The following is a 22,334-nucleotide window of genomic DNA, read 5'->3' as shown; positions in this document are numbered from 1 at the left end:
ATATGAGAATCCTTTATTTAAAATTATTTTTTTTGCTCATTACAAACACTGTAGCTATTGGTCAAGACTGGTCTGCAATTCCAATTCCTGCTGATGCAGGGGCAAATAAAAAATGGTCATTACAGGAAAACTTATCAGATGATTTTAATTATAATGGAAAAAAATTAAAAACATTTGCTAAAAAGTGGGTTGATCACTATCACAATAATTGGACTGGACCAGGATTAACTAATTGGACTAATGAGAATTCTGATGTCGCAAATGGTAATTTAATAATAAAAGTATCCAGAAATGCACCACACAGAGTTTTTTGCGGAGTAGTTACAGGCAAAGAAAAAGTAAAATTCCCAGTGTATGTAGAGGCTCGAATCAAAGTAATGAATCAAACAATTTCATCAAATTTTTGGTTTTTAAGCACAAATGATCGTCAGGAATTAGATGTAATAGAAACCTATGGTAGTGATCGTGAAGATCACAATACAGAATCCCGTCATATGAATTCTAATTATCATATATTCGATCGTAGCCCCGAAAAAGGAATTTACGGTAATCACAATTGGCAACGAGATCATTTTCTTCCCAATAATGCACCTTTTAGAGAGGATTACCACAATGTAGCAGCACATTGGATAGATGAATGGCACATTGACTGGTATTTGGATGGCGTTTTAGTGAGACGAATTGCTCCAAATACCCATGATGTTATAAAAGATCCACTGAATAACAAAGGCATGAATGAAGAAATGGTCATGATTATTGATGTTGAAGATCATGATTGGCGTTCTGAGAAAGGCATCATTGCTACCGATGAGGATTTGCTAGACGAAAATAAAAATAAAATGTTTGTGGACTGGGTAAGGGTTTATAAACCCGTTTTGGCTAATATTAGACAAAATTAAATATTTTTAGTTTTTGACCTTGCTTATGTGGTATAGCACCAAAAAGTCCTCTTTATTGGGGACTTTTTTATTAATTTAGTATATTGATAAATTACATATAGATTCTCATAGTAGATTTAGGTGTTTAAAAATCAGAGTATTTTGATTAAATAAAAAATATAAAGATGGAGAATATAAAATGTGTAATTTTTGATTGTGATGGTGTTTTGGTCGATAGTGAAACTATTGGAAATAAAATATTAGTTGCTATGGGAGAAGAATTGGGATTAAAAATGAGTCTCCAAGAGGCTTTTTTGAAGTTTAACGGTACCAGTCTTAAAAATTGCTTTCAAATCATTCAAGATGGTATTGAACAAAAGTTACCTGATAATTTTGAAAGTGAGTTTAGACGACGTTCTTTTGAAGCCTTCAAAAAAGAAATGAAGCCTGTAAAAGGTGCTAAAGAATTTATCCATAAATTGAAAATTCCTTTTTGTGTAGCTTCAAGCGGTCCCATCGAAAAAGTTTTTTTAAACCTAACAACTACGGGATTTATTAAGCAATTTGAGAATAAAATGTTTAGCTCGTATTTGATAAATAGTTGGAAACCTGATCCTGGAATCTTCTTACATGCAGCCAAAGAAATGGGATTTACTGTTGAAGAATGCATTGTAATTGAAGATAGCAAAGCAGGTGTAATTGCCGCCAAAAGAGGTGGTTTTACAGTTTATGGATTAGCCAATAGTCACAACGAAAAGGAATTAGAAAAAGAAGGTGCTATTATATTTTATAGTTATGAAGAATTAGCAAGGATGCTCAGTTTGTAGGATTAAGTTATTGCTGAAAAACATAATTTTAAAACAGCTTTCCTCTATAATAAAACCCCAAATTAGAGACTATGGAAGCTCATTTTGGGTCTTGTTTTTAGGAACTGTTTTTTTCAGATGTGTTATAAATAACTAGTTTGGAAAGCAAAATTATTTAAAAAATTATTCAGGTTTGTAAACTCTAATATAATCAAAACGACTAGTAGATCTTTTAGGACTTATAACAGAAGGATCAGTTAAATAATTAATGCCTTGATTTTCACGCCATGGTTGAGCAGCAGCACTAATAATCAGGTGCATGTCTTTATTTAAACCAGTAGGATCTTCTGATATACCAGCTGGACTAGTATAATTTTTAGGATCAATATCAATTTTAGGAGTTTCTCTAACTAATTTTCCATCTACATAATATTTTATAGTCCATGGATCTAACCAAAGTACTCCATAGGTATGAAAATCATCTGCCCAATAAGTTCCTTTTATCATCTCAATAATAAGTTTCTTCCCATCCTGTAGGCTGATAATATTGAAAAGGATTTCTTATAAAAACATGATGACTTAAATGTAAACGTTGACCGTAAGCAGTATTTATTTTATCGCCATAAGCTTCTAAATTATCAATTTCTTGTGTTGAATCTTCACTTAACATCCAAACGGCTGTCGCTAATGAGGACTCGCTAATTTTAACTTTAGCTTCCGTATACAGAGGATAACCAACTCTCTCTTTGGAAGTAATACAACCTGTTAATACTTTTTGACCATCAATTGTTGCTTTAAAAACCAATTCACCGTTAGCAATAGAATTTTGTGAAGCACTGTAAACCGTTTTTGGAGCACCCGTCCAGCCATTAAAAAATTTATCTTGCCAATTATCAGCAAATTCAGGAGATGCTTTTCCTCCATTTATTAAATACTAGAAAGTTTTTCATAACTAATTAGTATCCTGATGGTATTTTTTTCGATAAACTAAAGGAGAGCAATCCATAAATTTTTGAAACTGTTTGTAAAAGAAAGGCAGACTCTCAAAACCGCATTCGTAAGCAATAGTACTGACTTGATCGGTAGTCTCTATGAGTAACTTTGATACCATATTAATACGGTATTCATTGATGAAAGTAAAGAGTGATTTGTTAAGGGTCTTTTTAAAAAAACGACAAAAAGCTTCTTCGCTCATATTTACCTGACCCGCAATATCGGACAATATTAATTTTTGATTGTAATTTTCTTGAATGTAATGATAGATAGTATTAATACGCTCGTTGGTTTGAATATTTAAATTAGGAGTAAAACCGTCAGAACTTAATTTATTTATTTTTTTTATTTGACTAAGCTCTTCTAATAATTCAATAAACAAAAGCGTTTTTTTTAAAGGATTTTGAACTAAAATATTATGAAGTCTTTCCAAATAGACAATTGCATCTTCACTAGAGTAATGGATTCCCTGAGAGGCTGATTCAAGCAATTTTTTTATATTTAGAAAAATGGTTTTATCAATCCAGTTCTCTCCCAAGAGACTATCATTCCATTGTATTACTAATGATTGTACACCTTCTTCTGTAGCAGAAGTATTTTTCCAACAGTGTGGTAAGTTAGGCCCCAATAAAACGAAATCCCCTTCTTTAAATTCTTGTACACTATTGCCAACATAGCGCATCCCTTTACCTTTAATAATAAAGGTTAATTCGTACTCTGGATGAAAGTGCCATGGAGCATCGAATTTTTCATTTTCATAGATAAATACGTGTAGTAAATGATCTTCTGTCGCATTAATTTTTTCAAATTTGGCTTTCATTTTTTTATTTCAAAGATACTCAATATTGTATATTAAAAGCCTTTAAGTTCTTTGATAATAATCAATATAAGTCTTTTTTTAGAAGAAATAAGTACTTTTTTTATTCTCTATGCTTTCTATTTTTATAAATTAAAAATTAATAGATTAAAAATTATGAGCATAACATGTAAAGCAGCAATTGCAAAAGGAGATGGATCTTTTTCTTTAGAAACCATAGTTGTACAAAAGCCAAAAGAAGATGAAGTTTTAGTTGCAATAAAAGCAGCTGGTTTGTGTCATACAGATCATGATTCACTACGCTGGGGTAAGCCCATCATTATGGGCCATGAAGGAGCTGGAATTGTTGCTGAAATAGGCAGTAATGTAACCCATGTTCAAGTAGGAGATGCTGTAATCTTAAATTGGGCAACTCCTTGTGGCACTTGTTTTCAATGCAATAATGAAAATGAACACATCTGCGAAAATAATTCTCCAGTTGTAGCTGGTGGAAACGGTTTTACTCCAGGTCATGCACATTTAGAGGGCACCACTTGGAATGATACTCCTATCATCCGCTCATTTAATATCGGAACATTGGCAGAATATACGTTGGTAAAAGCTTCTGCTGTAGTAAAAAATACTTTGCCAGAAATGAGCTTTTCATCTGCAAGTATTATAAGCTGTGGGGTAATGACTGGATTTGGTTCTGTTGTTAATACCGCAAAAGTGATAGCAGATTCTTCAGCAGTCGTATTAGGTACTGGAGGAGTTGGTCTTAACGTAATTCAAGGTCTAAAAGTATCAAAAGCATCTAAAATTATTGCTATTGATATCAATCAAACACGTTTAGATATGGCTGTTGAGTTTGGAGCAACACATACTATTTTGGCCGATAAAAATGACAAAGGCTTGTTGCACACAGCTCAGAAAGTAAAACAAATGACCAATGGAAGAGGAGCAGACTATGCATTTGAGTGTACTGCTATTCCTGCTCTTGGTGCTGCACCATTGGCAATGATTAGAAATGCAGGTACGGCTGTACAAGTAAGCGGTATTGAAGAAGAAGTATTAATTGATATGTCTCTTTTTGAATGGGATAAAAAATATATCAATCCGTTGTATGGAAAGTGTAATCCTCAAAAAGATTTTCCTAAAATTATTGAATATTACAATAACGGTGAAATAAAATTAGACGAAATGATCACTCGAACGTATTGTCTTGAAAATTTGCAAGAAGCATTAGAGGATATGCTAGCTGGAAAAAATGCAAAAGGGGTAATTGTCTTTGAGTAATTTTAGTATACTTATACAGAAAAAAAACTAATTTGTTAACAAGGAATGGGTTCGGTATTTAGTTAAAATGCTCAATATTAAATAGTACTATTTAATATTGAGCATTTTTTATAAGAAATAATTCTTCGGATAGTGTTCGAATACTATTTATTTACAGGTTTTAAAACACGAACCCAATCAATTTTCATGGTGTGGTCATCAGTATTTTTGATTTCTTCGTCTGTAGGTGTGCAGCCAATTCCTGCTCTCCAGTTTTGATCCTCCATGGTGAATAAAATATCCATAGGTTTGTTGAGTCCAGTTCTAGTTGAAGCTTCTAGAGTTGGTGACGTAAAATTTTTAGGGTCAATACCTTCTTTAGATTCAGAGTTGTCTAAACTATTAGTAGAGCGAACTAATTTGCCATCAATGTAATATTCTAACTCAGTTGGACTTTTCCAATAAACACCATAACGGTGATAAGCGTCAGACCAATCTCCAACTGCATTGTCTGTGTACCACGTAGTAATATCACCTGGTTGGTAATCTTGAAATGGATTTCGGATAAAAACATGATGACTTAAATGAATTGTTTTAGAGAATTGTCTTCCGCCAGCAACATTATTTCTCGCTGCTTTTCCACCCCAAGCCTCCATGAAGTCTATTTCTTGGGTGTCATCAGGACTTAATAACCAGGCACCCGAAGTGTTTACACTATTGGCAATTTTTATTCTACTCTCGATATATACAGGATATACAATTTGTTTATTAGAAACTACAGCTCCAAGTCTAGTGGCTTTACCCGTTAGTGTTGAACCTCCGTAGTCATAACTTTTAGTTTCTCCCTCAACACGAGTAGTAATAAGTTTTAATATACCGTCGACTATGGTAACATTTTCATATTTCCATTTTGTTAATCCAGGGCCATCCCATGCATTGTGGTAGAAATTCGTCCATTTCCCATCGCCAAAAGAAATTTTTGTTTCTGAAGGCGTATAAGCATAATCAAAATCATCTGATATGTCTGTTTGAAATTCCCATTTTTTTCCTGTTCCTGGGTCTGCTGGTACAGCTATCAACTTATAATCTGTAATTTCAGGAGTTGGGGTAGGTGTTGGAGTTACCACAATTGGTGTTTCGGCGGGCGAATTTTCTGAACAAGAAATAAAATTGAAACTTACATGAAGTAATACTAGTAGGATTTTTGTTTTTCTCATAATAACTGATTTTATATTTTTTATTTATAATGAAGCGGAATTAAAAGGTTGTTTTTTGTTATTAAATGTTTAAAACAAAGTTATGGCTATAAACTAAATGTAAAAAGAGACAGTCCTTTTATAATAGTGCTTTTATGTCATTTATAAATAGATTTAAACTAGACAAAATGAGAAAAAGAACGTTTCTGAAGGTTTTTAGTGTTAAAAATGCATATAATTGTATAACTCTTATAAAATGCTAATAAAAGTTTCTATACCTATTTTTATCAATTTTAACAGAGTAAATAATTCATTTAAAACAAACATATAAAAATGTCAAAATTCAGAACTACTGAAATTTCAAACCCAGAGTTTGAAAGCAATAATTTGCGGTTTATTACAGTTAAAACTTCCCATTTAAAAGGAAGAGGAGATATTTGTGTTTTTGTTCCTAATGTAACATTAACTGACATACCAATTGTGACATTGTTACATGGTGTTTATGGAAGCGCATGGATTTGGGCGCACAAAACGGGCGTTCATTTTACAGCTATGGAACTGATGAAAAAAGGAATATTGAAACCAATGATTATAGCGATGCCTTCTGATGGATTGTGGGGTGATGGTTCTGCCTATTTACCACATAATCAGTTAGATTTTGAAAATTGGATTGTCGAAGATGTTATTAATGCTGTTATTGAAAACATAGAATGTGTGAGCGATAAATCTCCACTGTTTATATCGGGATTGTCTATGGGAGGTTTTGGAGCATTACGATTGGGGGCTAAATATTCTGAAAAATATACTGCCATATCAGCCCATTCATCAATTACAAATTGCAATCAGATGCCTTTGTTTGTAGAAGAAGACCAAAGTAATTATGCCCAGGAAGATCAAAGTGATGAAGATGTTTTTGAAACTATTTTAAAAAACAAATCGGTTTTACCGCATTTGCGATTAGATTGTGGTAAAGACGATTTATTAATTGAACACAATAGAGTACTCCATAAAAAAATGGTTGAGGCCAATATAAAACACCAATACCAAGAGTTTGATGGTGCTCATGAATGGCCTTACTGGCAGGAACATATTAAAGACAGTTTGTTGTTTTTTAATCAGTTTTAAAATCTTGTATTGTAATTTGCAGGACTGCGATTTGCGTAAAGGATAGCAGTGGAGCTCTTTTTTGCCTTGTTCTTTGCAAGACAAAAAAGCGGGAACGGATAGCCTGAACCGGAGTGTACGGAGGGTTACGCTCAACAAAAGCAAACTTTTAGCGGTTGTCTATTTTTATCTAGTTGCATTGCTGTGGTAACAAGTTTAAATATCCGATTTTTATATTCATTTAAATTCATTTAAAATTTTATATATGAACAAGAAATTTTTGATATTCTTTTTGATTCCAACTGCTTTTTATGCACAAGTAAAAGTAGATGTAAATTGGAATGTTAAACACACCGTTGGGGGTGTATCTACTTTTGAGAGATCAAAATTTATGACCATTCACGCCAACCAAACCGAAGCGGAATGGGATGGTGATAATCAAATTGCAGATTTACGCGATGATTTTCTTAATGGTTATGATGTTTATTTAGGACGTGAAACAGGCTTAATTACATACACCTTAAATACAGTAGCCCAAGATCCTTTACGACCTGGTTTTGCGAGTCCAAGTGATATTAGTGCTAAAGGCGCTAACCACATAAATAATTTTAAAGCAAAACCTGCTTTAAAGCAATATGAAAGCCGCAAAAACCTAATTCTATGCGGTCAATTGTATCCTTTCTGGACGGGAACTGATAGCAAACCAACAGGAAAAGGTTGGTATTTAGCTAATGGGACTGCTACGGGTGAATATATGGGAAAATTTATTAAAGCATTTAATGGAGGAGAGGGACCTAATTACCCCGCATTTGTTGAAATTGTTAATGAACCTGATTGGGATTTATTAGGTGGGATTAATGAATCTTCCAATTCAATAAAAGAAATTGCTGATTTTCATGTTACTGTTGCGAGTGCAATAAGAGCAGAAGTACCAAATGCCAAAATTGCGGGCTATACAAATGCTTTTCCTAATTATGAAGTGAATAATTTTCAGAAATGGACAAATAGAGACAAAATGTTTTGTGATATTGCAGGTACAAGCATGGATTATTGGTCGGTTCATTTATATGATTTTCCAACTATTGGAGGAAAAAGACAAATGCGTTCCGGAAGTTATATGGAAGCAACTTTTGATATGATGGATCAGTATAGCTACATTTCTTTAGGGAGTGTTAAGCCTTATATAATTTCTGAATATGGAGCACAAACACATGATTATAACAACCAGCAATGGAGTTCCTATAGGGATTGGCTGAATATTAAATCATTTAACTCTATGTTAATGACATTTCTTGAAAGACCTAATACTATTGTTAGTGCTATTCCTTTTGCCGTAGTAAAAGCAGAATGGGGGTATAATACTACCACTGGTATACCTTATGGTAGTAGGTTAATGCGAAAAGAGAATGAGCCTGAAAGTTACACAGGACAATGGGTTTATACTGATTTTGTTAAGTTTTGGCAACAATGGAAAAATGTAAAAGGAACCCGCGTAGAAATTAAATCCGATGATCCAGATATTTTAGTTAAAGCCTATGTTGATGGTGATAAAGGATACGTAATTATTAACAACCTTGAACAAGTGTCTAAAACAATTAACTTAAATTTATTTGACAACAAAAACGAAAATATTACTCAAATTGTAAAAAGATATCTAACGGTTTCAGCTAGTCTTATGACTGATTTACAAGAAACAACTATTACTAACCCTATTACGTCTCTTACGTTAGAACCTGAAACCAATGTGGTTTTAGAATATAGATTTGCAAATTCATTGACTTTGGATAAAGTTATTGAGGAAACAAAATATTATTCAGATACTTATTTGAAACCTGTTGTGGCTAACACGGCGCTTAGTTATACTGTAAATGGAATTATAAAAAGCGCTTCGGGTTCAGCAGTATTGCGTTTAGGAATAGGGAGAGATCATGGTAAATCATTGACTCCAATAGTAAAAGTAAATAATACTACCATTACCTTACCTTCTGATTTTAGAGGAGATTTACAAACACAACGCACTTCTTTTTTTGGAGTTTTAGAAATTCCTGTTCCTTATGATGTCTTGCTTGAGAATAATGTAGTTACAGTACAGTTTCCTGACAGTGGTGGTAATGTAAGTAGCCTTGGCTTTCAAGTTTATAATGAAGGGACTCATTTGAGCACTAAAGAGTTTCAATATGATAATTCGGTTCGAATTACACCTAATCCAACTAAAGATAGTTTAGCAGTTATATCAATTGATGAAAATTTACTGAATTCTGTTGCCTATATTTATTCTATACAAGGAAGTATTGTTCATAAGGAAAAACTAAATCAGTTAAATACTAATGTAAAACTTAATAGTTTAAGTAAAGGAATTTATATTGTTGTAATTCAAAAAGATAATAAGAAGTTAGCTAGAACTAAATTGATCGTAAATTAATTTATAGTTTCAACTTTGTGAAAAAGCCGAATTTGATAGTTACAAATTCGGCTTTTTTAATAATTTATTAAGAGTAATTTTTTTTCGTTTAAATAATCTGAATAATAATTTTTACATCAAATAAATGCAAATTAGTTAGGGTATTAATTTAAATTCGACCTTATTCGTTTCCTTTTAAATCTTACCGAAAAATGAGGTAAAATTTCCGTTTTCCATTTTATTTTTATAATCAATACTTATATATTCAAGTTGTTTCGGAGTGATTTCAAAAATGGCAGTTTTAGTTTCGCCAGGTTCTAAATCTAAGATGACAAAATATTTTAAGTCTTTGCTTGTTCGAGTTACGGAGCAAACTTGATCGTGAAGGTACAATTGTACAATTTCTCGGCCTTTTAATTTTCTTGTGTTGGTCACTTTAATAGTGCCATTCTTTGTCATTTTATCAGTACTCGATGCAATTTCCGAATAATAATAAGTGGTGTAACTAAATCCGAAACCACAAGGGAATAAGGGTTTGTTTTGTACATCACGATATGTAGTCTTATAGCGATTGTTTGTAGATCCAGATTCAAGGGAATGACTTTTTTTTATAATTGTAAAAAATTGAAACTTGTCCTTCATGAAAAGGACAGGTCAGGAAGTTTTCCACTTGGATTGAATTTTCCCGATATGATTTCAGCAACTGCTTCTCCGCCCATTGTACCAGGCATCCATGCCTGCAACAGCGCATCAGATTTTTCTGCTAATTTTTTCAACACATAAGGTCGACCTGAAACTATAACCGAAACAAAAGGTTTGTTGCTTTTGGGCAATTTCCTCTAATAATTTTTCTTGTGTGCTAGGCAAATGCAATTCGGCGGTTCCTCAACCTTCACCGCTCATCCAAAAAATTCTTAACCTAAAACCATTATTATCAAATCATTCTTTTGAGCGACTGTAAGCGCTTCAGGAATAAATTTTTCTCCTGCAACATTAAAACTGCCACACACACAACTTGTGCATAGGAGAATTCTCTTTTATCACCAAATTCAGCTTTTAATCCATCATAAATAGAAATCATGTCATTCAGGTACGCATAAATTACTGCCAACGGCTAGCATATGAAAGGTAAGGGGTTTTTAATGGAAGTACCTATCATGTTTGCACTGAGCCAAATTTGCGATTAGACACAAATTTAAACTTTTAATCTACTCGTCAAATTGCAAATTTGGCGGGCTTGATTAGACGTACATAAGTTCCGTAAACCACTTGTACCCTTATGTTTTATGATGCATTGTTAGCAACAGGTATTATTCATTTTCAACTATTTGTGGAATTAAATCTTCTGGGATATTCAATTTTTTATCATCTGAACCATGTGCGAAATTACTAAGCGAATATGTATTTGGTTTAGACCAATCACATTCAACCCGACCATCGCCTAACACAATGGTCCCAAGTTTATGTCTAAACCACTGAGCCAAACCAGCGTACTTATTTGTATAAGCAATATTATTAAGGTCATTGGAGTCTACCCTTAAGTCGTACATTGCTAATTCGGCATCTTCAACATCACATATTATGGCCCATTTAATATTATCATTTAGATTAGCGTCATTCAAAGGTCTTGTTCGCATAGAAAATGCAAAATCTTTGGTTCTCATATAGGCCCTAGGGCCACTAATTACATTTATTTCACCTAAGATATAATCTCTTTTTTCTGTGGTGTTACCAATAAAGTCATATAAGTTATAACCATCTAAATAATTATACTGTTCGTTTTCTATGTCTATTCCAGCTGTTTTTAAAATTGTAGGAGCAATATCTACATATTCCGTTAATTGATTTTGAATTAATCCCGCAGGCACCTGTGCTTTATCTGATGCGACAACAATTAATGCACCTTGCGTTGAATGTCTCCATGGACCTGCTTTCTCTGTTTTACCTTGTTTTCCCAGATGATAATTATGGTCTCCAACAGTGAATAAAATTAAATATTCCTGATTATTTCTAGCGCAATAATCCTTAAAAGCTTGAACAGACTCACCTATTAATGCATCTCCGTAAGCACAAAATGCATAATAATCTTGGATAACTTGTAATTTCTCCTCGTTAGTCATTTCGGAAAGGCTTCCCCAATTAGAAATTTGTTTTAATTGTTCAGGAAGTTTTGAATATTCTTCTTTAGTAAAAGTTGGGATTCTATAATTTATTTTTTTAAACTTATTACGATATTTTTTAGGTGGTAATACGGGTGTATGTGGTAAATGAAATCCTAAATTTAGCATTAAAGGTTTTTGTGGGTTCGCACCTACGCGTTCTTCTCCCCAACTTGTAATAAATTTTGTATTTTCATTACTAAGGTATGATTTAAATTCTTTTACAATTAAAGCGTCTATTGTCTTACCTGCAGGTAATGGATTAACTCCGCCAATAATCCCTGAGCCTTCAGTGAGCCTAAGAATATCAAAATCTTTGTCTACCTGTTTCTTTTTCGCAATATCTTCTTTACTAATCTCTCCATCATTCTTCTTAATATAGTATTTCACTAACTCTCCATCTGGATATTGAACACTTTCCTTTATAGCACCATTTTCATTGTATAACCATTCAATCCATAAATCACCAATACCGTTATTTTGCAAATTATGCTTGAAGTGCATTTTGTAATTATAATGTCCGGCATCGTAAAACCCCTGTCCTGGGCCCCATTTATAAATGTATGAATCAGATTTTCCAAATGCAGCCGTTACATACCCATTCCTTTGTAAAGTCTGAGGGAAAGAGGGTTTTATAAAATCTGGATTTTGATGACTTAGTTCAAATGCATAATGCCCGTTTCTAAAAGGATATCGGCCACTAATCATAGAGCCTCTAGAGGGGGCCACAAATTGGTGAATTGGTATAAGCATTGACAAACATTACACCTTCATCAGCTAACTTATTAATATTAGGCGATGACACATAGCCAAAGGCACTTTCTTTTTCTCCCCTAGTTGCAAGGTTATAACATTCTAAAGCATCTGGCCTCTGATCGTCGGTGACAATCCATAGTATATTTGTTTGCTGCGCTGTAACGTGCATAAAAATTGCAGTACTAAATATTGTAAACAAAGCTTTTATATTCATAATTTTTTTTTAGTAAGTGAAATAGTTTCATTGATTAGATCTAGTTATAAAGGATTGATAATATGCATCACTTATTTTTTAATTTACATTTAAAAATTTATGTAATTCGCTTAACAGATTTAGTTTTTATGTAATCAAAAGCGCTAAATTATTTTGCTATTTGGAACAGATATGAAATTACAAATTCGTGGTATTTTTTATTATTTAAGAAATAGCATTTCCGTAAGCGACTACGATAATTCCGATGGACATGATAAACAATCCAGAGAACAACCAGTTTTTACTTAAGGAACCTGCATTGTTCCATTCACTAGTAAAAAAGCCTAAAAGATTCGCCACCATTATACAACCCGTTTGAAAAATAGCAAAACCTACTGAGGTTCCTAGTGGACCTAATTCATAAGCACCCAATCCATATATTATTAATGATGTACAGTACACTAATGCCATAATTAGTAGAAGCCCAAAATTTTTTGAACTTTCTGGAGTTTTAAAATTTCTCCAACTTTTATTTTTGGTTAATTGAGAACTGAAATAAAGTACGGTAGCAATCCCACTTCCTATAAATGATGGTAGCATCACTGCAATGCGAGCTACCCAAGGTGCATTACCAAATTGATCCTGAGAAATTTGACCAATATGACCTAAATTATCAGCTACGTGGTACGAAAGATTAAAACCTGCTGCGCAAATACTGCCAATAACACAAATTATAATACCATTTCTCATTTTATTAGAATCTGTATTTGATTGGTCTTTGTCGCTATTTTCAAATTTCTCACGCAATAAACCTGCTTTTCCATTGGCAATAATTCCTATCATAATTATAAAAATCCCACCTAAAATCACCATTCCGCGAGGTGTATTTAATTGATCAGCACTTCCCATAAAGAAAGGTAAAATCGAACCTGATAAAGTTCCTACGCCAATTAAAAGTGAAAAGTCCAATGCCATTCCTATTTTAGAGATGCTAATTCCCCATAATAAATTTCCGATTCCCCATAAAATACTCAAGAACAGTATTGTTATAAATAAGGAAGAAGATACCTGACTGTATGTATCCAATAGTCCATTAACTAATGCAAAAGCAGCAATAACGGGTACTACAAACATGGCCAAAACCCAAAATATGCCCCAAGTATTTTCGATGGCATAATTTTTTATATACTTACTAGGTAAGGCGTAAAAGCCTAGCATAATTGCGGCCATTAAGACCCACAAGATTCCAATTCCCATGATTTGATAATTTTGATTTAAGTTTATAGAAAAGCCATTAGAAAAGGTAGAGTTGGTTTTCTTCTAATGGCTCCTGATTTGTAACAAATGCTTAATCGTTATAATCCATATAAATAGTTCTTTTTTGTAAAAAACCTTCAATTCCATAGATACCGTCTTCACCACCAATTCCTGACGTTTTGTGACCAGAATGGTATCCTTGTATATAACCAACAATGCTACGATTGATAAAAATAGTCCCTACTTGCATCTGGTCAATTGCTTTCATGTGAGTCTTATAGTTGTTGGTATATAAATACGCAGAAAGACCTTCTTCACGGGCATTGGTTAATTCTAGAGCTTCATCAAAACCTGAAATTTTCATAATTGGTAGTACAGGACCAAAAACTTCTTCCTGCATGGTTGCATGATCGTTTTTTACGTTTGTTAAAATGGTTGGTTCATACCAGTTTCCTTTTTCAAAATAAGCTCCATCAGGACGTTTTCCTCCAAGAGCTAATTCTGCTCCTTGTTGGATGTTTTTCTTTACTAAACCGTCAATACGTTCTAGACCCAACGAACTAACTCCAGGCCCCATATTAACAGTGCTATCAAAAGGATCTCCTACTTTTATTTTTTGGACTCTTTTGATTAATTTATCGGTAAACTCATCTGCTATTTTTTCATCTACCATTACCATTTCATTACAGATACACACTTGTCCAGAATTGGCATAACGTGAAATAGCTGCTGCTTCAACTGCTTTTTCTATATCTGCATCATCACAAACAATGAAAGGTGCTTTTCCGCCTAATTCTAACGTTAAGGCAGTGACATTTTGTGACGCTGCTTTATAAATTCCTTTTCCTGCACGAGTACTTCCTGTTAAACTTATTAATTTGGTTATCGGGCTTTCAACCAATAACGAAGCAGCGTCAGCCTTTTGTGTGACCACCATATTAATTACTCCTTTAGGAACACCTACTTCGTGTACCAATCGACAAAATTCAGATGTGGTAATCGGAGTCAATTCATGTGGTTTAATAATCATAGTGTTTCCTGTAACCAAAGCCGGTCCAACTTTACGACCAATTAATGCTAACGGAAAATTAAATGCACACAATCCCACAGTTACACCATAAGGAATCTTATAAATGGCCAGATGTTCATTTTTTCCTTCGGAAGGAAATATGGCACCTTGAATACGGCGAGCTGCTTCTGCATTATAAGTTAAATATTGAATGGTGCCATCAACTTCTCCTTGAGCTTCTGCAAATGTTTTTCCTTGCTCTAAAACCAATAAATTAGCAAAATGATCGCGCTCTTGCTTTAATTTAGCTGCAATAGCAATTAAATACAATGCTCTTTGGTGTGCTGGTGTCAGTTGCCAAGCCAATTGTGCCTTTTCTGAACTTTCTAATGCATATTGTACATCTTGTTTAGAACAAGAAGTAACTGTGGCGAAAACTTCTAAGTTTGCTGGGTTTTGTACTTCGATATTGTCACGAGAAGAAGACTCAAGCCATTCTCCGTTAATGTAACATTTGTAATGTTTTATGTTTTGACTCATACTTATGATTTATTTAAAATTAGGGGTTCTTTTTTCTATAAAGGCTTGAAAACCTTCTATTCCATCTGGTGTTTCGTACAAAGGATTAACTAATGCAGTTTCTAGATTTAAAGCTTCAGCAGTGCTCATTCCTTGACTTTGTAATACAAATTTTTTGATACTTGCCATAGCTTCACCGGCACCTAATGCCAATGTGCTGCAATATTTGTTGACTTCTTCTTCAAAAGTAGCAGTAGGGTATAAATGGTTTATTAGTCCGTATTGATGTGCAGTAGTTGCCGTAATTGTATTTCCTGTAACTAATAATTCCATAGCACGACTGGCACCAATAAGATTAATTAAGCGTACCGTTCCTCCGTTTCCAGGGATTAGTCCTAATTTAATTTCAGGAAGACCAATTAGGTATTGACCTTCAGCAGCGAGACGTATATCACAGGCCATGGCCAATTCTAATCCGCCACCTAAGATGTGTCCTCTAAAAGCGGCTATAAATATTTTAGAGCTAGTATTTATTAAATGACAGACTCTACGAGCTGCAACAACCATTTCTTTGTTTTGTTCGACCGTATTATTTCCAAAGACTTTGATATCTGCTCCAGCGCAAAAAAACTTTTCAGAGTCACTGTTAATTAATACAATTTTACAAGTTGGGTCTTGATTGATTGTTTCAATAATGTTACCAAGAGCTGTCAAAAAACTTAATTCATAACTGTTTGCTGGTGGTTTGTTTAATGTAATGGTAACGTGAGCACCATTTTGTGAATACGCAATAGATTCCATGTTGTAGTTGTTGAGATATGTTTATATGTAAAAATATAATTTATATATGAATTATACAATTCTTTTTTTAAAACACATAAATAGGAGTAACTACTAAGATTCTGAGTTACTGAGTTGCTAAGATTTTGTCTGATAATTTTAAAATGCGATAGTAATCATTTCAAAAAACTTAAAAAATCACTCACAATATTTTAAATAAAAAATAAAAAATAAAAGAGCTTAGTAATTTAGCCACTGAATAGTTAAAAATGGTATTGTAAAAAAAAGCTAAATAAAAAAATGGTATTCTTTATTTATTAATTGGATTGACCAGAATTAGGTCAATCCAATTATTTTAACCATTAATATTGTATGCATGGATGATATACTAAAGACTTTTAAACTGATTTATCGATCAGAATTCATTTTTAAAATACCTTATATACTATTATTCAGCCACAATTTCCAAAGGCAAAATTTCATCATTATAGGATTTTCCATCGCTAGAAGTAAAACCAACTCTTAATTGATAAAAATGATTTTCTGGTAAGTCTTTTGTTGGAATTAAGCCTTTCAATGAAAATGTTTTAGTAGCACTACCAGATTCTGTTTTTAAGGCATCAGTATCAATAAGGACTACATCTTTTACAGGAATCCATTGACTCTGAAAATGACGCAACCAAAAACGAATTCCGCCTTCGTCTGCTGCTATAACCCGATTTCCTGAGCCGGCATTATAATTTACGGTTACTTTAAAATCATCTCCAACCTTTAAGGTTTGGCTTTTTAATTGTTCCTTGTTGGTGATTTTAATAAATGGATTAATAAATGGTACTACTTCAAAAGGAATTTTTGAAACCACCGCCCCATCAGCTGTAGATGCTTGTATTGTAGTTTGTCCTGTAGCAATTGCGTTTACGATTCCGTTACTATCTACGGTTGCAATTTTAGAGTTTTCAGTAGTCCAATTTACTCTAGCATTGTCAGCATTTTCGGGTGATACAATTGCAGTCAAAGCAGTTTTTTGTCCTGTGTAAAAAGTTGATTCCTTTGCTTCAATTTTAATAGAAGTCACAGGTAGTGGTGTCCATTCTGTAATTGCAATAGTAGTCTGACTTGTTATTCCATTTGATTTACTAGTCGCTGTAATAACCGCAGTTTGATTAGGTGTTCCTAGTGCAGTCACAATTCCGTTTGCATCAACAGTTGCTATTTTGTCATTATCAGATGACCAAGTAACGGCATTCACGGCATTTTTAGGGGTTACTTCTAGTGACAGTTTTGCGCTTGTTCCTTTGCGAATTTTTAAGGGGCTGATAGTTATAGATTCAGGATCTAATTTATCAGTATCGTACTTATTGTTAGCTGCTTTATTTTTAAATTCGGCAGTTTCGCCATTTCTCCATCTGATTTGAATGCTTTTTATTTCGGTTTCTTTTCCGAGTCCAAAGTGAATAATATTCAGTAAACTTTGTGAGAATACCTCTCCAGCAGAGCCAACTCTTTTGCGGTATTGTTTGGTAGCTGTGGTTACAATTACCTCAGCAGAAATGGGGTCAATGTGCGATTTAGGAGAATAGCCCACTCTAACTAAAGCGTAATTACCTTGCTGTGGCGTATTATTTTTATACAAATACCATTCACCACCTTCGCTACCATTTAATAAATCAATCTTCCCATCTAAATCAAAGTCAAATGCTTGCCCCATGTCTCCGTTTCCAGGGCCACCAACATCATTTGCACCGTGCATGGTTGTAGCTTCAAATGAATTCTTTCCTGAGTTCAATAGCATATTATCAGACACTCTTGCGCCAACGCGTCCCCATCGATAAATAAAAAGATCTTGATATCCGTCATTATTAAAATCGCCTGTAGTAACTCCCAGTGCATTTCCGCCTTGAGGTATATTCCATTCTTTAGAGACATCAGTAAATTTTGTTCCATCATTTCTAAGAAGAATATCGGGACGATTTCTGTTTTGTGGAACAAATTTAGGAGTTACACTACTCACACCTAAAAGACTAAAACGGTATTGCCAAAAAATATCACCATTACGAACCAATGCGGCTTTCCATTTTGAATTTCCTAGATGCCCTAAATAGAAACCATCTGCAGATCTGTCATCTGGCCAACCTATTGCCATTTCGGGACTAATGTCTAATTTTTCACCAGAATTTAATTTTTTGGAAATTTTATTTTTTCCTAAGAAAATAGGATAATCTTTGTTTAAAAAAGCGCCTTGTGCTAAGTAATAATATTTATCTATTGTTATAGTACCATCTGCAGTAAAATCAAAGGCATCTACATCTTTATATGCTCTAGTTTTTAAGGCTAATTCTTTGGTAAGTGGATTAAAATCGAGCGAAGGAGTCTCTCCTTTTCCATGCTCAAACAAATTTCCTTGCGCTAAATACAAATCTAGATCACCATCATTATCAATATCAATATCTGTTATTGCCATAATGTGTGATAGCGAACTAATCTCTTTAGGAATTATAGTATTAACTTCTGTAAAAGTAAAATCACCATTTCCTTTCCAGAATGACATCGGGCTATAAAATATAATATCATCTATTTTATCATTATTAAAATCAGTAACAAGAACACGAGATTCTTCTATGTCCTGGATTCCATTTACCGATTTGTAGGCAAACGTCCCATCGCCTTTATTTTCGTAAAAAAAATGTTGTGGTTTGGTAAATGTAAGTGTTGACTCATTAAACAATAGCAAATCAAGATCACCGTCTAAGTCCATGTCAATCCATCTGGCACCTCGTCCGCGTCCCCCTTTATCAATACCAACATCGCCAGTATATATCATAAAGTCTTTGTTGTTATTAAGGTAAAAAATGTCTGTTGAAGGTGCTTTACCATTACCACCTCCTTGGGTTAACACTAAATCAAGATCGCCATCGTTATCATAGTCACCTAAAGCAGTTCCATGTAAATCTTGTTTAAACCATCGGGCAAGTTTTTCCTCGTCTTTAGTCACAGTTCCATCACCATTATTCCAATAGAGCTTACTTGGCTCTGCATTGTGATTGTTTACTATAAAATCGTAATCACCATCATTATCAATGTCAGCAACCGAAGGACCACCGTATTTAATAGAATTTGCTTTTTCTAAACCGGCTTGTACTGAGATGTCTTTAAAAATGGGTAATTGCAGTTCAGAACAACCTTCAAATTGATAACTATTTATAGTCAGTTTTTGATCTAACGATTCAAATCTGATTTTTGTATCCCCTTCTTTAGAAAATGTAACGATACCCGTAACTTGCTGCGCGCCTTTAATAGGAATATCAAAATCATCAAGTAAAAGAACATTATCAGCAAAAACACTCAAACCAGCATAATCTCCAGGATTCGTAATATTTAAAATGATTTTTTTTGTCAAGTTTCCTGTTGTTTTATAATCTACTGTTATAGGATTTGAAGGAGCAACTTCAAGGGTTTTTGTAAGATTTTTTGTCTCTCCGCAAGAGATAACTACAAAAAGGACGAGTAAAATTTGAAGTAGTTGTACTGATTTGATTTTCATAAAATTTAAGGTTATAATTATTAGAAAGCTTAGTTTTTTTTTAGATATTAGTTTACACTCTGATTATTGGTTAGAGTTTAATTATTTAAAAAGGTAGGTCATGAAGTATAATCTGATGAATCCGAAAAAGCTAAGGGTAAAAGTATAATTATACACTTATATAGTAACTGACAGCTCCTAGACATAAACTGAACAATCGTACAATTAGCTATAAAAAAAGCTTTTTTGGTATTTTTTAAGTTGTTTTATTACAAGATGTGTAAATAAACTTCGGCAAGTGTAAATTGACTACAGCAGTTATCAAAAGATGTAGTATTTGAGTAAGTGGTGTTTTAAAAGAGAGAATTGGAGATATAAAAAAAGCACATTGCTTGGGACATTGTGCTTTTGGACTTTGATTTAGAAAACAATAATTGAGTTAAGACGAAATACCTATGAACTACCCACCAATCAATTTATTGATTTCAGCTTGTGCTTCTTTGAGAGCATTTATGATTTGTTCGTTAGAAATTTCATTATCAATACTAGACGTAAACACAGAAACTGCTAACACTGCTTGTAAATCAGAATCATGTAAACCTACCGGAACGGCAAAATCAGTTATACCGCTCGTAATTTTGCTTTGTGCGTATCTATAGCCGTCTTTTTGAACTTGCAAGATAGATGCAACAAACTCTTTCTGTTCTTTAGTACTCCATTTACTATAATGTATATCACGATTTAAAAAATCGTTGCGTTGTTCGTCTGTAAACAAGGATAGAAAAACTCTACCCGATGTGGTCAGAGCCAATGGGAAGTGAGTTCCTTCTTCTATAGAAAGAGAAACTGCATTTGGACTTCTCATTTGGGCAATGATTAAGAGCTGATCATTATTAATAATACTCAAGTGACAAGATTGTTTAATTTTTTCGGATAAATTTTGCATCGGATAATGTGCTACCCGTTTTAGCTCATCAAATGGAGTATGACGGTGTGATAAACTATACATCTTTAAGGAAAGTCTATATTTTCCGGCGTTTGTACCTCTAATTAGATAGCCTCTTTCTTCTAAACAAACCAGCATTCTATAGATCTCACTAGGTGTTTTCTTGATTCCTTGAGCAATTTCAGCCTGAGATTGTGGTGTACCTTCGGCAGATAAAAATTCGAGAATATCTAAACCTTTATCAAGTGCGGGGGCATTATATTTTACTAATTGTTCGACAGTCATGTTGTGTTATTTTAAAGCAAATTTAAAAAAAAATATTAAAGACTTGTTTAGTTCATATATAAAATATAGTTTTGTATATGAATATTTGATTTTTCAATCTTATCTTTTGAAACTATACTAAAAGAGTTCTTTTTAGGCTTTCAGTATAAAGCAAAATCACTTATAGTTCTCTTCAAAACATTTTTCGATTAGATATAAATCAATGATTTTTTATAAACCAATTAACCGATTACAAATAAAATGAGTTCAGAGAAAATACAATTAAAAGGAATTACTTGGAATCACAGTAGAGGGTTTACTTCTATGGTAGCAACTGCACAACGCTTTTGTGAGTTAAATCCAAATGTTGAAATCACATGGCAAAAAAGGTCATTACAAGCCTTTGCAGATGAGCCAATTGATGAATTAGCAAAACGTTTTGATTTGTTAGTTATCGATCATCCATGGGCAGGTTTTGCAGGAAAAACAAAAGTGATTTTGCCTCTAGATCAATACCTTTCAAAAGAATTCTTAAACGATTTAGCTGAGCATACTGTAGGACATTCACATATTAGCTATAGTTCTAACGGACACCAATATGCATTAGCAATTGATGCAGCTACTCCAGTTGCTTCTAGTCGCCCTGACATTTTAGAATCCAAAGGCTTAAAAATTCCAACGAATTATGAGGAGTTATTGACGTTAGCAAACAAAGGTTTAGTAATCATGCCAGGAATTCCACAAGATACTTTGATGAATTTTTATATGATGTGCTGTAATTTAGGAGAGGAAGTATGTGCGTCTCAAGAACATGTCGTGAGTGAAAAAATTGGCGTTCAGGCTTTACAAATGTTAAGAGCTTTGGCTGTAGAAATGGATCCTAAAATGTATGATTGGAATCCTATTAAAGTTTATGAAGCAATGACACTTACTGATGAATATGCGTATTGTCCTTGGGCTTATGGATATTCAAATTATAGTCGAAATGGATATGCTCGTAAATTATTGCATTTTCATGATATGATTGAAATTAATGGAGTAGGAGCAATCTCTACTTTGGGAGGTACAGGATTGGCAGTATCTGCTCAATCTAAAGAAATTGAAACGGCTATAAAATACGTAGAATACGTAGGTTCAGAAGAATGTCAAAAAACAGTATTTTTTGATGGTGGAGGTCAACCTGGTCACAGAAAAGCTTGGACAGATGAATACACCAATACTGTTACATGTGATTATTTCAAAAATACTTTACCTGGCTTAGACAGAGCCTTTTTACGCCCTAGGTATAATGGGCACATGTATTTTCAAGATAGAGCAGGAGCTCCCATTAGAAATTATTTGATGAATGGCGGTGATGAAGTTGCTTTATTAAACCAGCTAAATGAACTATATTTAAAATCATTAGAAATAGAATAATTTTTAGTTATTTTCGAAATGGGAATGTTTTTTTAAAATACAAAACAGTAAATGCTAATAGTATAG

General features: G+C 33.4%; 20 protein-coding genes. 6 read left to right on the top strand and 14 right to left on the bottom strand.

What is annotated here, in order from left to right; translation table 11 throughout:
- Window positions 1-2: 2 nt before the first annotated feature.
- Together BUA98_RS16335 and BUA98_RS16330 are read left to right on the top strand one after the other, a co-directional pair.
- Window positions 3-899: a family 16 glycosylhydrolase gene (locus BUA98_RS16335; protein WP_072974304.1), complete on the top strand. Its 897-nt coding sequence runs from the start codon at window positions 3-5 to the stop codon at window positions 897-899.
- Between the two features lie 164 nt (window positions 900-1,063).
- Window positions 1,064-1,705 carry an HAD family hydrolase gene (locus BUA98_RS16330; RefSeq protein WP_072974302.1) on the top strand — a complete coding sequence of 214 codons (642 nt, stop codon included), beginning with the start codon at window positions 1,064-1,066 and terminating at the stop codon, window positions 1,703-1,705.
- 162 nt (window positions 1,706-1,867) lie between these two features.
- Here the strand turns inward: BUA98_RS16330 and BUA98_RS16325 are convergent, their stop codons facing one another.
- From BUA98_RS16325 to BUA98_RS16315, 3 genes are all read right to left on the bottom strand, one after another.
- Window positions 1,868-2,191 (bottom strand): family 16 glycosylhydrolase, encoded by a 324-nt coding sequence (locus BUA98_RS16325; RefSeq protein ID WP_072974300.1) that lies wholly within the window; start codon window positions 2,189-2,191, stop codon window positions 1,868-1,870.
- 1 nt (window position 2,192) lies between these two features.
- Window positions 2,193-2,489, bottom strand: a complete 297-nt coding sequence (locus tag BUA98_RS16320; protein WP_072974299.1) for a LamG domain-containing protein — start codon at window positions 2,487-2,489, stop codon at window positions 2,193-2,195.
- A 147-nt stretch (window positions 2,490-2,636) separates the two neighbouring features.
- Window positions 2,637-3,497: an AraC family transcriptional regulator gene (locus BUA98_RS16315; protein WP_072974297.1), complete on the bottom strand. Its 861-nt coding sequence runs from the start codon at window positions 3,495-3,497 to the stop codon at window positions 2,637-2,639.
- Between the two features lie 153 nt (window positions 3,498-3,650).
- Between BUA98_RS16315 and BUA98_RS16310 the strand changes: the two genes are divergently transcribed.
- On the top strand, window positions 3,651-4,769 hold the full coding sequence (locus BUA98_RS16310) for a Zn-dependent alcohol dehydrogenase (protein ID WP_072974295.1): 1,119 nt from the start codon (window positions 3,651-3,653) through the stop codon (window positions 4,767-4,769).
- Window positions 4,770-4,912: 143 nt separating this feature from the next.
- On the opposite strand, the gene BUA98_RS16305 is transcribed toward BUA98_RS16310, so the two are convergent.
- Window positions 4,913-5,965 carry a family 16 glycosylhydrolase gene (locus BUA98_RS16305; protein ID WP_072974293.1) on the bottom strand — a complete coding sequence of 351 codons (1,053 nt, stop codon included), beginning with the start codon at window positions 5,963-5,965 and terminating at the stop codon, window positions 4,913-4,915.
- Window positions 5,966-6,277: 312 nt separating this feature from the next.
- Here BUA98_RS16305 and BUA98_RS16300 point away from each other — a divergent pair, with 312 nt between their 5' ends.
- The gene (locus tag BUA98_RS16300; protein ID WP_072974291.1) at window positions 6,278-7,069 is read left to right on the top strand and encodes an alpha/beta hydrolase; all 792 of its coding nucleotides are present in this window, start codon (window positions 6,278-6,280) and stop codon (window positions 7,067-7,069) included.
- A gap of 244 nt (window positions 7,070-7,313) precedes the next feature.
- Complete coding sequence (locus tag BUA98_RS16295) at window positions 7,314-9,470, top strand: T9SS type A sorting domain-containing protein (RefSeq protein ID WP_072974289.1); 2,157 nt, start codon at window positions 7,314-7,316, stop codon at window positions 9,468-9,470.
- Between the two features lie 174 nt (window positions 9,471-9,644).
- On the opposite strand, the gene BUA98_RS16290 is transcribed toward BUA98_RS16295, so the two are convergent.
- The 10 genes from BUA98_RS16290 to BUA98_RS16255 form a co-directional block, all read right to left on the bottom strand.
- Complete coding sequence (locus BUA98_RS16290; protein WP_072974287.1) at window positions 9,645-10,091, bottom strand: fibronectin type III-like domain-contianing protein; 447 nt, start codon at window positions 10,089-10,091, stop codon at window positions 9,645-9,647.
- Window positions 10,088-10,282 carry a glycoside hydrolase family 3 protein gene (locus BUA98_RS16285; protein WP_072974285.1) on the bottom strand — a complete coding sequence of 65 codons (195 nt, stop codon included), beginning with the start codon at window positions 10,280-10,282 and terminating at the stop codon, window positions 10,088-10,090. The genes BUA98_RS16290 and BUA98_RS16285 overlap by 4 nt, the downstream gene beginning before the upstream one ends.
- A 101-nt stretch (window positions 10,283-10,383) precedes the next feature.
- Entirely contained in the window at window positions 10,384-10,560 is a 177-nt protein-coding gene (locus tag BUA98_RS22410; protein ID WP_159433478.1) for a hypothetical protein, read from the bottom strand.
- A 199-nt stretch (window positions 10,561-10,759) separates the two neighbouring features.
- A complete protein-coding gene (locus tag BUA98_RS16280) occupies window positions 10,760-12,361 on the bottom strand; it encodes a sulfatase-like hydrolase/transferase (protein ID WP_262987438.1) in 1,602 nt (533 codons plus the stop codon).
- On the bottom strand, window positions 12,324-12,578 hold the full coding sequence (locus BUA98_RS22605) for a sulfatase-like hydrolase/transferase (protein WP_262987437.1): 255 nt from the start codon (window positions 12,576-12,578) through the stop codon (window positions 12,324-12,326). The genes BUA98_RS16280 and BUA98_RS22605 overlap by 38 nt, the downstream gene beginning before the upstream one ends.
- Window positions 12,579-12,782: 204 nt before the next feature.
- Window positions 12,783-13,814: an L-rhamnose/proton symporter RhaT gene (locus tag BUA98_RS16275; protein ID WP_072974284.1), complete on the bottom strand. Its 1,032-nt coding sequence runs from the start codon at window positions 13,812-13,814 to the stop codon at window positions 12,783-12,785.
- 91 nt (window positions 13,815-13,905) lie between these two features.
- Window positions 13,906-15,363 (bottom strand): aldehyde dehydrogenase family protein, encoded by a 1,458-nt coding sequence (locus BUA98_RS16270; RefSeq protein ID WP_072974282.1) that lies wholly within the window; start codon window positions 15,361-15,363, stop codon window positions 13,906-13,908.
- A 9-nt stretch (window positions 15,364-15,372) separates the two neighbouring features.
- Window positions 15,373-16,143 (bottom strand): enoyl-CoA hydratase/isomerase family protein, encoded by a 771-nt coding sequence (locus tag BUA98_RS16265; RefSeq protein WP_072974280.1) that lies wholly within the window; start codon window positions 16,141-16,143, stop codon window positions 15,373-15,375.
- A gap of 427 nt (window positions 16,144-16,570) precedes the next feature.
- A complete protein-coding gene (locus BUA98_RS16260) occupies window positions 16,571-19,663 on the bottom strand; it encodes an FG-GAP-like repeat-containing protein (RefSeq protein ID WP_072974278.1) in 3,093 nt (1,030 codons plus the stop codon).
- 439 nt (window positions 19,664-20,102) lie between these two features.
- Window positions 20,103-20,873, bottom strand: coding sequence for an IclR family transcriptional regulator (locus tag BUA98_RS16255; RefSeq protein WP_072974277.1), 771 nt, complete (start codon window positions 20,871-20,873; stop codon window positions 20,103-20,105).
- Between the two features lie 240 nt (window positions 20,874-21,113).
- Here BUA98_RS16255 and BUA98_RS16250 point away from each other — a divergent pair, with 240 nt between their 5' ends.
- Window positions 21,114-22,268 carry an ABC transporter substrate-binding protein gene (locus BUA98_RS16250; RefSeq protein ID WP_072974275.1) on the top strand — a complete coding sequence of 385 codons (1,155 nt, stop codon included), beginning with the start codon at window positions 21,114-21,116 and terminating at the stop codon, window positions 22,266-22,268.
- Window positions 22,269-22,334: the final 66 nt, after the last annotated feature.

The organism is Flavobacterium saccharophilum, assembly GCF_900142735.1.
In the GTDB taxonomy this organism is placed as follows: Bacteria; Bacteroidota; Bacteroidia; order Flavobacteriales; family Flavobacteriaceae; genus Flavobacterium; species Flavobacterium saccharophilum.
The sequence above is the reverse complement of the archived record's forward strand: the minus strand, read 5'-3'. Positions and strand labels throughout refer to the sequence as shown.

Bases quoted from the DNA above. Each gene is read 5' to 3' on its own strand.
- BUA98_RS16300 (WP_072974291.1), top strand. From the start codon at position 6,278: ATGTCAAAATTCAGAACTACTGAAATTTCAAACCCAGAGTTTGAAAGC.
- BUA98_RS16310 (WP_072974295.1), top strand. From the start codon at position 3,651: ATGAGCATAACATGTAAAGCAGCAATTGCAAAAGGAGATGGATCTTTT.
- BUA98_RS16305 (WP_072974293.1), bottom strand. From the start codon at position 5,965: ATGAGAAAAACAAAAATCCTACTAGTATTACTTCATGTAAGTTTCAAT.
- BUA98_RS22605 (WP_262987437.1), bottom strand. From the start codon at position 12,578: ATGAATATAAAAGCTTTGTTTACAATATTTAGTACTGCAATTTTTATG.
- BUA98_RS16290 (WP_072974287.1), bottom strand. From the start codon at position 10,091: ATGAAGGACAAGTTTCAATTTTTTACAATTATAAAAAAAAGTCATTCC.
- BUA98_RS16280 (WP_262987438.1), bottom strand. From the start codon at position 12,361: ATGCTTATACCAATTCACCAATTTGTGGCCCCCTCTAGAGGCTCTATG.
- BUA98_RS16265 (WP_072974280.1), bottom strand. From the start codon at position 16,143: ATGGAATCTATTGCGTATTCACAAAATGGTGCTCACGTTACCATTACA.
- BUA98_RS16315 (WP_072974297.1), bottom strand. From the start codon at position 3,497: ATGAAAGCCAAATTTGAAAAAATTAATGCGACAGAAGATCATTTACTA.
- BUA98_RS16275 (WP_072974284.1), bottom strand. From the start codon at position 13,814: ATGGGAATTGGAATCTTGTGGGTCTTAATGGCCGCAATTATGCTAGGC.
- BUA98_RS16330 (WP_072974302.1), top strand. From the start codon at position 1,064: ATGGAGAATATAAAATGTGTAATTTTTGATTGTGATGGTGTTTTGGTC.
- BUA98_RS16250 (WP_072974275.1), top strand. From the start codon at position 21,114: ATGAGTTCAGAGAAAATACAATTAAAAGGAATTACTTGGAATCACAGT.
- BUA98_RS16325 (WP_072974300.1), bottom strand. From the start codon at position 2,191: ATGATAAAAGGAACTTATTGGGCAGATGATTTTCATACCTATGGAGTA.
- BUA98_RS16260 (WP_072974278.1), bottom strand. From the start codon at position 19,663: ATGAAAATCAAATCAGTACAACTACTTCAAATTTTACTCGTCCTTTTT.
- BUA98_RS16295 (WP_072974289.1), top strand. From the start codon at position 7,314: ATGAACAAGAAATTTTTGATATTCTTTTTGATTCCAACTGCTTTTTAT.
- BUA98_RS16270 (WP_072974282.1), bottom strand. From the start codon at position 15,363: ATGAGTCAAAACATAAAACATTACAAATGTTACATTAACGGAGAATGG.
- BUA98_RS16255 (WP_072974277.1), bottom strand. From the start codon at position 20,873: ATGACTGTCGAACAATTAGTAAAATATAATGCCCCCGCACTTGATAAA.
- BUA98_RS16335 (WP_072974304.1), top strand. From the start codon at position 3: ATGAGAATCCTTTATTTAAAATTATTTTTTTTGCTCATTACAAACACT.